Annotated in this window: 7 protein-coding genes; 5 read left to right on the forward strand and 2 right to left on the reverse strand. The window is 69.1% G+C overall.

Annotated elements, in window-relative coordinates; genetic code table 11:
* Positions 1-9 precede the first annotated feature (9 nt).
* Positions 10-5,283: an alpha-2-macroglobulin family protein gene (locus AC1DIN_RS18640; protein WP_476810870.1), complete on the reverse strand. Its 5,274-nt coding sequence runs from the start codon at positions 5,281-5,283 to the stop codon at positions 10-12.
* 238 nt (positions 5,284-5,521) lie between these two features.
* On the opposite strand from AC1DIN_RS18640, the gene AC1DIN_RS18645 reads away from it, so the two are divergent.
* From AC1DIN_RS18645 to AC1DIN_RS18660, 4 genes are all read left to right on the forward strand, one after another.
* Positions 5,522-6,976 (forward strand): peptidoglycan-binding protein, encoded by a 1,455-nt coding sequence (locus AC1DIN_RS18645; RefSeq protein ID WP_476810871.1) that lies wholly within the window; start codon positions 5,522-5,524, stop codon positions 6,974-6,976.
* 260 nt (positions 6,977-7,236) lie between these two features.
* Positions 7,237-8,232: a tripartite tricarboxylate transporter substrate binding protein gene (locus tag AC1DIN_RS18650; protein WP_476766955.1), complete on the forward strand. Its 996-nt coding sequence runs from the start codon at positions 7,237-7,239 to the stop codon at positions 8,230-8,232.
* Between the two features lie 157 nt (positions 8,233-8,389).
* A complete protein-coding gene (locus AC1DIN_RS18655) occupies positions 8,390-8,881 on the forward strand; it encodes a tripartite tricarboxylate transporter TctB family protein (RefSeq protein ID WP_476810872.1) in 492 nt (163 codons plus the stop codon).
* 13 nt (positions 8,882-8,894) lie between these two features.
* Complete coding sequence (locus AC1DIN_RS18660) at positions 8,895-10,400, forward strand: tripartite tricarboxylate transporter permease (protein ID WP_476810873.1); 1,506 nt, start codon at positions 8,895-8,897, stop codon at positions 10,398-10,400.
* 129 nt (positions 10,401-10,529) lie between these two features.
* On the opposite strand, the gene AC1DIN_RS18665 is transcribed toward AC1DIN_RS18660, so the two are convergent.
* Positions 10,530-11,276 carry an enoyl-CoA hydratase-related protein gene (locus AC1DIN_RS18665; RefSeq protein ID WP_476810874.1) on the reverse strand — a complete coding sequence of 249 codons (747 nt, stop codon included), beginning with the start codon at positions 11,274-11,276 and terminating at the stop codon, positions 10,530-10,532.
* Positions 11,277-11,463: 187 nt separating this feature from the next.
* Between AC1DIN_RS18665 and AC1DIN_RS18670 the strand changes: the two genes are divergently transcribed.
* Positions 11,464-13,536, forward strand: a complete 2,073-nt coding sequence (locus AC1DIN_RS18670) for a 3-hydroxyacyl-CoA dehydrogenase NAD-binding domain-containing protein (protein ID WP_476810875.1) — start codon at positions 11,464-11,466, stop codon at positions 13,534-13,536.
* Positions 13,537-13,674: the final 138 nt, after the last annotated feature.

Here is a 13,674-nt window from a genome sequence, read left to right on the forward strand (position 1 = left end):
GGCCGGTCATCACCGTGCCGAACTGATCTCCACCGTGCCGAAGCCCGTGCGGCCGAAGCGGTCCGGCCGGTACATGTCTTCGATCACGGCGGCGGGCGAGACGTAGCGGCCGGGCGAGACCGCTCGCGCGATATAGGCGACGGTGTAGGAGAGCTTGTCGCTCTTCGCGCCCGAGCGCTCGAAGGCCGCGACATAGCGGTCGTCGCGCGCTTCGGTATGCACCGGCGAGACCTCCTGCTTCAGCCAGTCGAGCCCGGCGACCGAGGCGCCCTCCGTCAGGTTGGCGTTCTCGATCTCCAGCCCGGCCGGGACGGGATCGACCAGCAGCAGCCGGCCATAGCGCGGCGCGCCTTCCGTCACGGTCAGCGCCACGACATAGCGCTCATTCTGGCGCAGGCGCGCGGGATCGGCCCGCTCGCCCTTCATCGTGTAGATGACGCGCTCCAGCCCGAAACCCTGGTTCAGCGCCGGCTCGGGCGCGGTCGGGATGCCCGCCACGGTGATGACGGCCTGTGCGCTGGCCGCGCCGGGATTGGTGATGGTGAGCGGCTTCGCCTCCAGTGCCCCGGCGGGAATCGTGCGGTAGAGGGCGCCCTTGCGGGCCGCGCCGTCGACGGTCAGCGTCATGCCCTCGGCGTCCTTGGCCATGGCCTGTGCCGCCAGCACCATCCACATCTGCTCCTGCGTCGAGGTGTAGCTGTAGCGGGCGCTGTTGCGGGTGGCGTCGAGGATCGAGACGGCGCGCGTGATGTCGGCGCGCTCGCCATTCGACTCGGCGATCAGCGCGAGCACGCCGGCGCCGTCGCGCAGGCGCGAGCCGTAATCGGGCCGCGACAGCCCGTCATCGCCTGCCTGCTGCAGCAGTGCGAGCGCGCTGCCGAAGGCGGCGCGGCCGCGCCCGCGATCGCCCAGCGCCGAGAGCGCGGCGCCGATCTGGGCGCGGGCGAGCGGCGTCGCGAAATCCCCGAGCTTGTTGTCGGCGAGATAGCGCAAATCGCCCATCACCGGCCGGCCGTTGCGGGCGAGCACATAGAGCGCATAGGCGATGCCGGCCGCCTCTTCCTTGTTGATCTCGCTGGTGTTGACGACCTGGTTGCGCAGGCGGTCGAGCGCGAGATTGAAGGCGATCTGCGGCACGGCGAACTGCTTCTCGCGGGCGCGCGTCAGGAAGTCCGCGACGAAGGCGTCGAGCCAGAGATCGTCGCCGCCGACGCCCCAGAGCCCGAAGGAGCCGTTGCCGCCCTGGCGGGCCAGCACGCGCTCGATCGCGTTGACGACGCGCTCGTCGGCCTTGTCGTCGAGCGCGAGCTGTTCCAGCGAGGCGAGCTGGTTGACCGCCAGCAGCGGCAGCGCGCGCGAGACGGTCTGCTCGGTGCAGCCATAGGGGTAGCGGTCGAGCGCCTTGAGCAAAGCGGGCACGTCGAGCGAGCCGAAGGGCGAGACGCTCACCGAGACCTGGCCGGAATTCGGCACGAGATCGGCCAGCAGGTCCGAGGAGACGGTGATCGCCCCGCCATTGCCGGGGATGGTGCGGACGATGCGGCGCGCGATCGTCGCGGCCGAGGGCTGCACGCGCACGGCGAGGTTCTGCACCGTGCCGATGCCGTTCGGCCCGCTGACCCGGACGTCGAATTCGGCGCGGCCGAGGCCGGCGGCGGTGACCGGGATCGTCATCTGCGTCTTGGCGCCGGCGCCGAGCTGCATCGTGCGGCGCGTCGCGTCGGCGGCGACGAGCACCGGACCCTTCACGTCGAGATCGACGGTATAGGCGCCGGCGGGTCCCTCGACATTGTCAACCTGGAGATGAAAGCGCGACTGGTCGCCGATGGCGAGGAAGCGCGGCAGCGTCGCCTGCGCGACGATCTGGTCGCGCACGATCACGTCGGCGCTGGCCTGGCCGGTGCGCCCGGCCGACCAGGCGACGCCCATGACGCGGACCGAGCCGTTGAAGGCCGGCAGGTCGAAATCGATCTTCGCCGTGCCGTCGGCCCCGACCTTGACCACGCCGGAATAGCGGGCGAGCGGCTCCTGCGTCGGCTTCTCGCCCTCGAGCTGCGGCGCAGCGTCGCCGCCGGTGCGGATCGCGCCGCGGGTGCCCTGCATGCCGTCGATCAGATACCCGTAGAGGTCCCGCAACTCATGGCCGAGCTGGCGCTGGCCGAAGAAGAACTTGCTCGGGTCCGGGCTCTCGTAGCGGGTGAGGTTGAGGATGCCGATATCGACGGCGGCCAGCGTGACGAAGGCATCCTCGCCCGGCTTCATGCCGGTCACTTTGACCGGCAGCGACAGCGTCGAGAGCGGGCGCACCAGCTGCGGGGCGCCGAGATCAACAGACAGCGTGCGCTGTTCCTTGCCGATCTGGAACCAGGCGAGGCCTATGGCGCGGCCGGGCAGGCGCTTGGCAGCGGTGTCCATCGGGCGATGGGCGAGCACGACGAGATAGGCGCTCGCACCCCATTCCGCCTTCACCGGGATCGAGGCGGTGGTGCCGCCATCAGTGATGTCGATAGTGCGGATATCCGCCACCCTGTCGGTGACGACGGCGAGCGTCGCCTTGCCGCCGAAGCGCGGCGAGAGGCGGACCTGAAGGCTCTCGCCATCGGCATAGGCGGCCTTGTCGAGCGCGACGTCGAGCACATCCGGCGTATCCGCCGTCTTGTCGCTCTCATAGCCGACGCTGAAGGAGACCGAGGTCTCGGCGGCCTCGTTGCCGTCGGAGGTCACGTCGAGCCGGTAATTGCCCCACTCGACCGGCGCGGCGATCTTGGCGCCGGCAGCTTCCGCCACCGCGATCTCGCCATCGGCGACGCGGCGGGTGGTCTTGACGCCCTCGTAGTTCCAGCGGCCGTCCTGGAAGAACCACTGGTAGTTGCGGCGTACCTTCGAGAGCACCCATTTCACATTCGCGCGGCTGATGCGCTTGCCGTCGCCGGTGGCCATGATGACTTCGAAATTCGCGGTCTGGCCGTTGCCGAGATCGCCGTCCCTGAACAGCTTCTTGACGCCGATGGCGGCGCCCTTGGGCACGATCGGCAGGGTGACGGAGCGGGCGATGGCGCGCCCGCCGGGCTCGCCGACGCGCACGGTCATCTCGACTTCGAGCGGGCGGTTGGTGTCGGGCTGCTGGACGGGATTGGTGATCACCGCCTTGCCGGCGGCGTCCGTTTCGGCGCTCTCCTCGAACTCGCTCTGGACCGGCTCGAACGCCTCGTCGGTCAGGCCGACCTGATAGTCCTTGAAGCCGGGGATGGCGCTCGCCCCCGCCGCGCGGATCGTCATCGAGCCGGTGACATCGAGCTCGGAGCCCGGCGCGCCGTAGAGATAGCGCGCGGCGACGTCGAGCTCCGCCGGCTCGCCCGCCTGCAGCAGCGGCGTCTTGGGCGAGAGCGTCAGCTCCAGCCGCTCGGGCACATAGTCCTCGACGAGGAAGGAGGTCTCGCCGATCGCCTGCCCCTTCGGGTCGGAATAGGCGAGCACGCGCCAGGTGCCGGTCGCTGCGCCCGAAATCAGCGGGATCGAATGAGCGCGCCCGCCGGCCCCCTGGTCCTCGACCTGGCGGCGGCGATACTCGACGCCATCAGGCCGCCTGACGACGATGGTCAGCGGCAAGCCGGTGATAGCGGCGCCCTTGGCGTCGCGCAGCAGGGAGGTGAGATAGACCGTCTCGCCCGAGCGGTAGACGCCGCGCTCGGTGTAGAGGAAGGCGTCGAGCCCGCTGGGGGCGACGCGGCCTTTCACGCCACGGTCGGAGAGATCGAACGCGGTCTGCTTCAGGTCGAGGAAGCCGTAATCCTCGGCGAACGAGGCGGTGACGAGGCCGGGTGCATTGCCGCCCTGGCCCTTGGCAAGCCCTGCGTCGAAGCGGGCATAGCCGTTGCCATCGGTCTTCGCCGTACCCAGCACCTCGTTGTTGCGGGCGATCAGTCGCAGTTCCGCATTGGCGACGGGCTTGGCATCGGCGAGCGAGCGGGCGAGCACATGCACGCCGTCGGCGCCGGTGAACGAGGTCAGCCCGAGATCGGAAACGACGAACCACTGCGTCGCCCGCGTCGAGCCGTCGTCATAGGAATCGCCGTCGTCGCTGGCAGGCGCTGCGGCCGGCCCGCCCGCGGGCTTGGCGAACATCACATAGACGCCGGGCTTGAGCGCGCCCACGGCCTCGCCGACCGGGAAGGCGGTGACGACGTCCTGGTTGAGCTCGGACTTCACGTCCATCGTGCCGGTCCAGACGCTCTGGCCCTTATCGCCCGAGATCTGCTTTGCGGACCAGGAGCCGAGCTGGCCGAGGAAATCGTCGGAATGGACGGAGTTGATCAGGTTGCGGTCGCCGATCCGCATGACCTCGAGGTCGAGCTTGCCGGTGTTGACCGAGACCACCGGGATGCCCTGCTGGCCGCTGCGCGGCAGCACGTAGTTCTTGCCGGTGAAGCGCACGGAGGGCGTGCGGTCGCGGACATAGATCTCGTAATCGGCCGATTTCAGCAGGGTTTCGTCGGGAATGGCCGAGGGCACGCCCTGGCGGATGACGATGGCATAGCGCTCGCCATGCTTGAGCCCGTCGACGCAGATCTGGCGGTCCTCGGCGCTGACAGCGAAATCGCCCGATCCTTGCGCGTTCCTGCCGCCGGAAATCGCGACATAGGGCGCGAAATCGACGCGGCCGCGCGCCAGGGCTTCCGAGAACTCGAAGCAGGCGCGCGGGCTCGCGGCGTCGGAATCGGTCTTGTTGGAGATCAGACGGAAGCCGCGCTTCTCGCGCAGGCTCTCATAGGCTGTTTGCAGCGAGGCGTTGGCGGCAAGATCGAGGCTGAGGCGATAGGTGGTCAGCGCCGGGCGCCACAACTCGTTCTTTTCGAAGGTCTGGGCGAGCACGCCGAGCGAGGCCGCCTCGTCATTGCGCGTGGTCGCTCGGCTGTAGGCGAGATAGGCCGCGGCGATGGCGCGCTCGCGCAGCTCCCAGCGCTCGCGATAGTCGCGCGGCTCGATCGCGTTGGCGGCGCGCGCCATCAGGCGCCAGCCTGCGGCATTGCCGGCATCCGCGACGATCGCGGCATTGGCCTGGGGCAGCGCGGAGCGGGCATCGCCGCGGGCGAGCGCGATCTCGCCGGCGCGGACGGCGTCAGGGGCAGAACGATTCCCGGCGGCGACCTCGCGCTTCAGCCGCTCCTCCAGTCGCTGCCCGTCGGCGAGCAGGTCGTTGCGGACATAGGCCTTCTGGGCGAAGGCGGGCGCAGCCGAGAAGGTCAGGCAGAGGGCGAGCACGAGACGGGAAAGCAGGGTCATCGTCGTTCCTCTTCGTCGGCCTGTCCGCCAGGATCGGCGGCAAAGGCTTCAGGCCGATGACGGCGTGAGACGGGGCCGGCAGGCTATCACCGCGCCGTCGGCGTTCAAGTCATGCGAATGCAGGTTGCGCCGGCGGGACGCAAGTCGGCACAACTCGTATCGGACCTGCCTTGCCACGGTTGCGGCGCAGCGCGTTCTGACGCTCAATGCAGCTGCTCCGCCCCCGCTCGAGGACGAGATGATGCCCCGCGCCTGCCAGACCCATCTGCGAATCGGACGAGCCCGCGCCGCCGCGCTGGCGCTCGCGCTGCTGGGTGCGCCGCACGCGGGTGCCTGGGCGCAAGCTCCGGGTGCGCAGGCGCAGGCTGCGAATCCGCAGATGGCGGCGGCGCAGGCGAGCTTCGAGGCGATGCCCGAGGCCGAGCGCAAGGCGATCCAGAGCGACCTGATCTGGGCCGGCCAGTTCAACGGCGCGGTCAGCGGCGCCTTCGGCCCTCTGACCTTCCGGGCGATCAATACCTTCAAGGGCGCGCGTGGACTGGCCGACGGCGTGCTTCTTCCGACCGAGCGGGTCGCGCTCGCGAGGACTGCGCAAGCGGCGCGCGACCTGGCCGGCTTCCGCATCCTGGTCGATGAGAAGACCGGCGTGCAGATCGGCATCCCGACGAAGCTCCTCCCGAGACGGGATGCGACGCCTTCCGGCGGCAGTCGCTGGCAGAGCACCGACGAGAAAGTCACGCTCGACACCACCGCCTCGCCGCCGGGCGAAGACCTCGCCGCGCTGTTCGAGAAGGCGACCGCCGTCAATCCGAACAGTCCCCGCAAGGTCACCTACAAGCTGCTCCGCCCGGATTTCTTCGTCGTCACCGGCGAGACGCCGACCGGGCGCTTCTATCGCCGGCTCTCTGCCGGACCGCAGGGGCTGAGGGGGTTCTCGATCGGCTATGACAAGGCGCTGGCACCGACGGTCGACAGGCTGGTGATCGCGATCGCGGCGAGCTTCGAGCCCTTCCCGACCGGGCCGCTCCCGACGGCGCCCTCGGCCGTCGCAGGTGGAGCCGTCGCGCAGCCCGGGGTGTCGTCGCCGTTGCAACCTGCGGCGCGCAGCAACGAGCGCTACGGCGTCGCGCTGGTGCTCGACGAGCGGACGGCGCTGAGCGCAGCGCCGGCCGTCGACGCCTGTCGCAGCCTGCGTGTCGGCAATCGCGCTGCCAAGCTGCGCTTGAGGGACGACGCGAGCGGGCTCGTCCTGCTCGATCTCGACGGCGCTGGCGCCGCGAAGCCGACCGGCCTGCGCGCTGAGGCGCCGCGCGCCGATGAGGTGCTGGTGCTCGTCGCATACGGCAACGATGCCGGCAAAAGGGTTGCCATGGCGCTGCCGGGGCAAAGCGTGCCGGCCGGCGGCAAGCCTGCACTGCGGGCGCCCTTGCAGCCCGGTCAGGCGGGCGCGCCGGCCTTCGACCGGCAGGGGCGCCTGGTGGGGATCGTGATCGACAACCCTTCCGACAAGGTCCTGATCGCCGGCGTCGCGCCGCAGCGCAGCTACGCGCTCGCCGACGCCGCGGCCATTCAGGCAATGCTCGGCAGGGCCGGCGCTTCGCTGCCGCCGGCTGCGGCCGGATCAGACCTCAGCACCGGCGCGGTGGTCGAGCGGGTCTCCAGCGCGGTCCAGCCCATCGTCTGCGGACTGTAGCCAAGCCGTCATTGCGAGGAGCGAAGCGACGAAGCAATCCAGGGAGACTGGGTGAGATGTTTCGCCCAGTCTCCCTGGATTGCTTCGCTGCGCTCGCAATGACGGGTGGTGCAGATCGCAGCAAGGCGTGCCGCATCGGCCAAAATGAGAGGTTGTCACCCGCCGCGTGATCGGCTCAGATGGCCCGTCATATCAAGGGAGCCCCGTCGCGGACGAGGAGCGCCCAGGCACTAAATCGATTTAGCGGGAGGAACTGGGGAATGACCGATTTCATCGACAGGCGTAGTGTGCTCAAGGGCGCGGCCGCAGCCGGCGCCGCCAGCCTGATTGCAGCGCCCGCCATCGCGCAGGCGAATTATCCCTCGCGGCCGATCACCCTGATCTGCCCCTGGGGCGCTGGCGGCGGCACGGACGCCACGGCGCGCATCGTCGCGCAGCTTCTGGAGAAGGACCTCGGCCAGCCGGTGAACGTCGTCAACCGCACGGGCGGTTCCGGCGTGGTCGGCCATTCCGCGATCGCGACGGCGGCGCCGGACGGCTACAATATCGGCATGCTGACGGTCGAGATCGCCATGATGCACCATCAGGGCCTGACCGATCTCAAGTCGACGAGCTACACCTCGCTCGCGCTGATGAACGAGGACCCGCCGGGCGTGCAGGTCTCGGCCTCCGGCCCGTACAAGGACATCAAGGCGCTGGCCGACGCCATCAAGGCGGCGCCTCCCGGCAAGCTCAAGGCCTCCGGCACCGGCCAGGGAGGCATCTGGCATCTCGCTCTGATCGGCTGGCTCGTTTCCATGGGCCTGAAGCCTGACCATGTCGCCTGGGTGCCGTCGAACGGCGCGGCGCCGGCGATGCAGGACCTCGCTGCCGGCGGCCTCGACATCGTCACCTGCTCGGTGCCCGAGGGACGGGCGATGATCGATGCCGGCAAGGCGAAGTCGCTGGCGATCATGTCTGACGCGCGCAACCCGCAGTTCAAGGACGTGCCGACGCTGAACGAGACGCTCGGCGTCAACTACTCGATCGGCGCCTGGCGCGGTATCGGCGCGCCGAAGGGGCTGCCCGCCGAGCTCCAGTCCAAGCTGACGGCCTCGCTGAAGAAGGCCTTCGAGTCGAAGGACTATCAGGACTTCATGAACGCGCGCGGCTTCGGCATGAAGTTCGCGGACGGTCCGGGCTTCGCTTCCTTCATGGCCGAAAGCGACAAGTCGATGGCCTCCGCCATGAAGGCGGCGGGGCTCGCCAAGGGCTGAGCTTACAAGCACAGGTCGTCCCGGGCGACCGAAGGGAGACCCGGGACCCATTCCTGAACCTTGATCGGAAACGCTCCGGCATGGATCCCGGGTCAAGCCCGGGATGACGGAGCGTTTCCGTGCAACCCCGAAAGCGCGAGTTGCGGGACGCTCCAGCATGTTGTTGTCAGACCGTATTTCCGGCTCCGCCCTCGCCGCGCTGGGGGCCGTCGCCTTCGTCTATGGCTCGCGATTGCCGCCCGTTCCGGGCCAGCAGGTCGGCCCGTCCGCCTTTCCCATGGTCGTCGGTGCGGGCCTCGTACTCTGCGGCGGCTTGACCGTCTTCGGCATCGGCCGTCATTTCGAGGAAGTCGCCCAGGCTGATGTCGTCAGCCATGCGACGCCTGAGGAGCTGGCGCCGCTGCCGGCCTGGCGCAACTGGCTGGCCCTGCTGCCGCCCGCGCTGCTCGCCTTCTACGCGCTCGTCTCCGAGACGCTCGGCTTCCTGCCGACGGCCGCGATCATGGTGCTCGTCGCGAGCCTCGCCTTCGGCGCGAAGCCGAAGCTCGCGGTGCCGCTCGCGATCATCGCGCCCTTCGCGATCAACCTGATCTTCCTGAAGCTGCTGCGGGTGCCGCTGCCCGGCGGCATCCTGCCGTTCCCCTGGTGAGAGAGGCCTGACGATGGACACCGTCATCAAGGCCTTCGGGCTTGTCTTCCAGTTCGACGTGATGATCGCTGTCGTCGCCTCGGCCTTCTACGGGCTGACGGTCGGCGCGCTGCCCGGTCTCTCCGCCACCATGGCGACGGCGCTGCTCGTGCCCGTCACCTTCTACCTCTCGCCGATCGCGGCGGTGGCGACGATCATCACGGCTTCGGCGATGGCGATCTTTTCCGGCGACATTCCGGGCTGCCTTTTGCGCATCCCCGGCACGCCGGCCTCGGCCGCCTATACCGACGAGGCCTATGCGATGACGCGCAAGGGCCAGGCGGAGACGGCGCTCGGCATCTGCCTGTGGTTCTCGGCGCTCGGCGGCATCGCCGGCACGCTTTCGCTGATGCTGATCGCGCCGCTGCTCGCCGAGATGGCCTTGTCCTTCTCGACCTACGAGAACTTCTGGCTCGCCATGCTCGGCCTGATGTGCTCGACGCTGGTCGCCCGCTCCTCGCCGATCAAGGCGATCGCGGCGATGCTGCTCGGCCTGCTCATCACCTGCATCGGCATCGACAACCCAGGCGGCGTGCCGCGCTTCACCTTCGGCTCGACCGACCTGCTCGGCGGCATCGAGCCGATCCCGGCGCTGGTCGGCGTCTTCGCGCTGGCCGAAGTGATGCGGGCTTTGACCGAGCGCGAGCCGCCGAAGATCGAGAACCGCCGCCTCGGCTCGATCCTCAAGGGTCAGTGGCAGCTCACCAAGGAATATCCGAAGCAGCAGACGCGCGGGAACATCGTCGGCATCATCATCGGCGTGCTGCCGGGCGCCGGCGCCGACATGGCGGCCTGGGTCAGCTATGCGATGTCGAAGCGCTTCTCGAAGACGCCGGAGAAGTTCGGCACCGGCCACCCGGAAGGGCTGATCGAGGCCGGCGCCTCCAACAACGCCTCGCTCGCCTCGGGCTGGGTGCCGGCGCTGCTCTTCGGCATTCCCGGCGACACCATCACCGCGATCGCCATCGGCGTGCTCTACATGAAGGGGCTGAACCCGGGGCCGACGCTGTTCACCACGCAGGCCGAGAGCATGTATGCGCTCTACATCATCTTCATCCTCGGCAACATCATCATGATCCCCTTCGGCATCATCATGATCCGGCTGGCGAGCAAGGTCGTCGGGGCGCCGCGTTCGGCGGTGATGCCGGTGATCATGATCTTCTGCGCCGTGGGTGCCTTCGCGACGGCGGGCAACAACCTGTTCGCGGTCTGGTGCGTCGCCTTCTTCGGCCTGTTCGGCTTCGTGATGGAGAAGAACGGCTATCCGGTCGCGGCGATGGTGCTCGGCATCGTCATGGGCACGATGGTGGAGCAGAGCTTCGTGACCTCGCTGATCAAGTCCGATGGATCGGTGCTGCCCTTCTTCGACCGGCCGGTCTCGTCGGTGCTGGCGGCGATGACCTTCGCCGCGCTGCTCTGGCCGGTCTTCTCCTGGACGCGCGACTGGCTGAGAGGGCGCGGCCGGACGGTGGCGGCCTGAGGAGGCGGCAGCAAATCATTCGCGGGCGACCGCAGGGTCGACCCGAGAATCTCAGGCCGCGAAAGCTCCCCGGAGCGCTCTTCGGCGGGAGATGCTCGGGTCAAGCCCGAGCATGACGAGCCTTGCGGCTCACTTCTTCAGGAACGCGGCGAAGGCCGTCATCGCCTCCGGCGAGCGCAGGCGTTCGCCGAAATGGCGGGCTTCCGTCGCGATGGTTTCGGCCACGGCCTCGGCCGAGCCGCGCTTCAGCAGCATCTTGGTGAGCGCGAGCGATTCCGGCGGGAGAGCCGCCAGCGCCTTGGCTTTGGCAAGTCCGGCTTCCAGTGCCGTGCCGTCCTCGACCACGGCGTTGACGAGGCCGGCGGCAGCGGCGGCCTCCGCATTGAAGGCCTCGCCCAGCATCAGCAACTCGGCCGCCTTCTTGGAGCCGGCGACGAGCGGCAGCAGGAGGCTCGATCCGCCCTCGGGCGAGAGGCCGAGCGTGACGAAGGGCAGGCGGAAGGTCGCGGAGCGGGCGGCGAAGGCGAGGTCGCAATGCAGCAACATCGTCGTGCCGATGCCGACGGCGAAACCTTCCACTGCCGCGACGATCGGCTTCCGGGCGGTCGAGATCACCTCGAGGAAGTCGATGGCGACGCGCGGGCCTTCGCCGGAGGCGGCGGCTATGGCGAAATCCTTGATGTCGTTGCCGCTGGTGAAGCAGCCGCCGGCGCCCGTCAGCAGGATGGCGCGGATCGAGGCGTCGGCTTCGGCGGCGCCGATCGCCGCGATCAGCCCGGAGTAGCTGGCGCGGTCGAGCGCGTTCTTGCGGTCGGGCCGGTTCATGGTGATCTGCACGACGCCAGCTGCGACGGTTTCGCTCAGCACTTCGCTCATCGGTCCGCTCCTGATGGAGGTGTCGGGATGGCATGGCCTTTCGCAAGGGGTCAAGCGAGGCCGGATGCGTCTTTCGTCACCGCCCCGAGCTTGACATCGCGCTGGCCGGGTTCTCCCTAACCGTATGGACGCTTCGCTGCCTTGCTGCGAGTCGGGGCGCGCGGGACAGGGATTGCGGAGGCCGTCGATGACGAAGGTTCAGCTTGAGGTGCGCGGCCGGGTCGCGGTCGCGACCATCGACAATCCTCCGGTCAACGCACTCGGTGCTGCGGTGCGCGAGGGGCTCGCGGCCGCAATCGAAAAGGCAAATGCCGACGCTTCCGTCGTCGCGATCGTGATGGCGTCCGCTGGCAAGGCTTTCATCGCCGGCGCCGATATCAGCGAGTTCGGCAAGCCGCCGGCGCCGCCGCTCCTGCCCGACCTGCTCGACGCGATCGAGGGCTCGGCCAAGCCCGTCGTCGCGGCGATCCAGGGCGTGGCGCTGGGCGGGGGTCTCGAGGTCGCGCTCGCCTGCCATGGCCGTGTCGCGCTGCCCGCTGCCAAACTCGGCATGCCCGAGATCAAGCTCGGCCTCATCCCCGGCGCCGGCGGCACGCAGCGCCTGCCGCGGCTGATCGGTGCGTCGAAGGCCTTCCCGATCATGCTCTCCGGCGAGCCGATCTCCGCAGGGCAGGGGCTCGAATACGGGCTGCTCGACGAGGTCGTCTCCGCCGATCTCGTCGAGGCGGCGATCAGGCTGGCCGCGGGGCTTGCCGCCGAGGGGCGCCGTCCCGTCACGAGCGCCGATGATGAGACATTGACGGACGCCGATCGCGAAGCCTTCGAAGCACTCGCCAAGGACGCGCTGAAGAAGGCCGACGGCATGCCGAACGTGCCGGCACTGGTTGAGGCGGTGCGGGCCGCCTTCGAGCTGCCCTTCGCCGAGGGCGTGGCCGTCGAGCGCAGGCTCTTCCTCTCGCTGATCGCCGATGAACGCTCGAAGGCGCTGCGCCATGTCTTCTTCGCCGAGCGCGAGGTCGCGAGGGTGCCGGGCATCGGCCCGGAGGTGAAGCCGCGCGAGATCGCCCACGCCGCGGTGATCGGCGCGGGAACGATGGGCGGCGGCATCGCCATGTGCTTCGCCAATGCCGGCATCCCGGTGACGCTGATCGAGACCACGCAAGCTGCACTCGACAACGGCATCAATCGCATCGGTGCGATCTACGACATCTCGGTGTCGCGCGGCTCGCTGGCGCCTGAAGCGAAAGCCCGGCGCATGGCTTTGATCAGGCCGGCCGTCGGCATCGCCGCTGCGGCGGGTGCCGATATCGTCATCGAGGCCGCCTTCGAGGAGATGGGCGTCAAGCAGCAGATTTTCGGCGAGCTCGACAAGGTCGCCAAGCCCGGCGCCATCCTCGCCAGCAACACCTCCTATCTCGACGTGCCCACCATCGCGGCGGCGACCAAGCGGCCGCAGGATGTACTCGGCATGCATTTCTTCAGCCCCGCCAACGTCATGAAGCTGCTGGAAATCGTCAGGCCGAAGGGCGTGGCGGACGATGCGGTCGCGACCGCGGTGGCGCTCGGGCGCAAGCTCGGCAAGGTGCCGGTCGTGGTCGGCAACGGCTTCGGCTTCGTCGGCAACCGCATGCTTGAGCAGCGCACCCGCGCCGCAGAGCGTCTGCTGATTGCGGGCGCACTGCCGCATGAGGTCGATGCGGCCTTGGTGGGCTTCGGCTTCAAGATGGGCCCCTTCGCCATGGCCGATCTCGCCGGCAACGATATCGGCTGGCGCTCGCGCAAGGCGCGCGGCCTCAAGGCCCCCGTGGCGGATGCGATCTGCGAGGCCGGCTGGTTCGGCCAGAAGACCGGGCGCGGCTATTACATCTATCCGCAAGGCGCGCGCGCCGGGCAGCGCTGCCCCGAGGTCGAGGCGCTGATCGCCCGCATCTCGGCCGAGCAGGGCGTGACGCGGCGCTCTTTCACGCAGGAAGAGATCCTGGCGCGGCTGCTCGATCCGATGGTGAACGAGGGTGCGCGCATCCTGGAAGAGGGCATCGCGGCGCGGCCGGGCGACATCGATGTCGTCTGGATCAACGGCTACAACTGGCCGGCCTGGCGCGGCGGGCCGATGTTCTGGGCCGATACGGTGGGGCTCGACGTCATCGCGAAGCGGCTGGAAGCGCAGGCGGCCGAGACCGGCGACAAGGCGCTGCAGCCGGCCCCGCTGCTGAAGCGCCTCGCCGCAGACGGCAAGGGCTTCGCAAGCCTGAAGGGCTGAGTCGGATTGCGGCTCGTCATGCTCGGACTTGATCCGAGCATCTCTCCGACGAGAGGCTCCGGGAGCCTCCTCTGCGTGAGATCCTCGGGTTTGTGCTGGGCTCCGCCCGAGAATGACGGCTCGCGGAAAGCGGGCTAG

It is taken from the genome of Allobosea sp. 05T438 (genome assembly GCF_056396025.1).

Coding starts and splice junctions, on each gene's coding strand:
- AC1DIN_RS18640 (WP_476810870.1), bottom strand. CDS start 5,283: ATGACCCTGCTTTCCCGTCTCGTGCTCGCCCTCTGCCTGACCTTCTCG.
- AC1DIN_RS18645 (WP_476810871.1), top strand. CDS start 5,522: ATGATGCCCCGCGCCTGCCAGACCCATCTGCGAATCGGACGAGCCCGC.
- AC1DIN_RS18650 (WP_476766955.1), top strand. CDS start 7,237: ATGACCGATTTCATCGACAGGCGTAGTGTGCTCAAGGGCGCGGCCGCA.
- AC1DIN_RS18655 (WP_476810872.1), top strand. CDS start 8,390: ATGTTGTTGTCAGACCGTATTTCCGGCTCCGCCCTCGCCGCGCTGGGG.
- AC1DIN_RS18660 (WP_476810873.1), top strand. CDS start 8,895: ATGGACACCGTCATCAAGGCCTTCGGGCTTGTCTTCCAGTTCGACGTG.
- AC1DIN_RS18665 (WP_476810874.1), bottom strand. CDS start 11,276: ATGAGCGAAGTGCTGAGCGAAACCGTCGCAGCTGGCGTCGTGCAGATC.
- AC1DIN_RS18670 (WP_476810875.1), top strand. CDS start 11,464: ATGACGAAGGTTCAGCTTGAGGTGCGCGGCCGGGTCGCGGTCGCGACC.